The organism is Mycoplasma marinum, assembly GCF_004335975.1.
GTDB lineage: Bacteria > Bacillota_I > Bacilli_A > Mycoplasmatales > Metamycoplasmataceae > Mycoplasma_K > Mycoplasma_K marinum.
Genome location: NZ_PSZO01000083.1, coordinates 1 through 1,080 on the forward strand (window position 1 = coordinate 1; position 1,080 = coordinate 1,080).

Consider the following 1,080-nt stretch of genomic DNA (forward strand, 5'->3'; position numbering starts at 1 on the left):
TTTCTTTTTATATACTATTCCTGTTGTAATACCTCAGAATGTTTTCCAACTAGAAACTTCTCTAGCATCAGAAAGAAATAAATCTGATTGTAAAGTATGCCCAGATGGTAATTTTGTATTTGTATCCATATTCTCCGCTTTTAAAGTAAAGTAGTATCAGTCATCACCATCTTCATTTTGGAATCTTTCAAATTCTTTAATAACTTTTAAAAACTCATCTTTATATTTTGAAAATTCATTTGAATGATCTATAGCATTTTTTAGTGAAGAGATACTTGACAAATCTCCATTTTTAAATGATTCAAATAGTTTTTTTAATGTATTCTCTTCAGTCACATATTTCTTACCATCTTTTGATCCAGAGCCTTTAAATGCACTTTTATTTAAACCTAAAATAGCATTACTACCACCAAATAAGTTGTTATGTGAAGTATGCAATCTTTTCTCAAATGTTTTTCCACTACCATCTCCATTTGAATGCTTGTAATATTCTTTTATAGCTCCATCAATCGTTGTAAAAAGTTTCCCGTTAGTTAAGAAAATTTTATTATTAGAGTTATCAATTTTATTTTTTATTTCTATATATTTCTTTTCAGTTTCTGTACCTTTTATTTTTAAATCTCTAAAGGAAATTTTATTTATTTTAAATACTTTCTTATACTCTTTAATTAAATCTTCTTTTGATAAAAATTCCTTTCCATTAAATTTATAAACAAGAACTTTATTTGAATTTTTAGAAATTTCTAAATCTACCCTCTTTGTAAGTTCATCTTTTTGCGCCTTTAAAGCTTCGTCTTTTGTAGCAAATAAAGTGTGGTTAAAAACATATTTCTTTGCTGCAATTAATGGTATCTGAATATTTTTAACTATAGCTTTTGAACCAGGTACTTTTGCATCATTAGTATTCATAGAAATTGAAATTTTTATTATGTTTTTTGGAAGGGACTTAGCGGAAATTGCAAATGTTGATCCATTAATAGAAGTTAAATCAATTCCAAGTTCATCTTTAAGTGAAGCAACATCACTTATTCTTGAAGCAATTGCACTAGCTTTATCAGTTGGTGCTTTAATAGTTGTTGC

Annotated in this window: 1 protein-coding gene; it reads right to left on the reverse strand. The window is 26.6% G+C overall.

Going from position 1 to position 1,080, the window contains the following annotated elements; translation table 4 throughout:
* Window positions 1-1,080: hypothetical protein (locus C4B24_RS05080; protein WP_168388378.1), on the reverse strand; the 1,080-nt coding region annotated here is incomplete at both ends.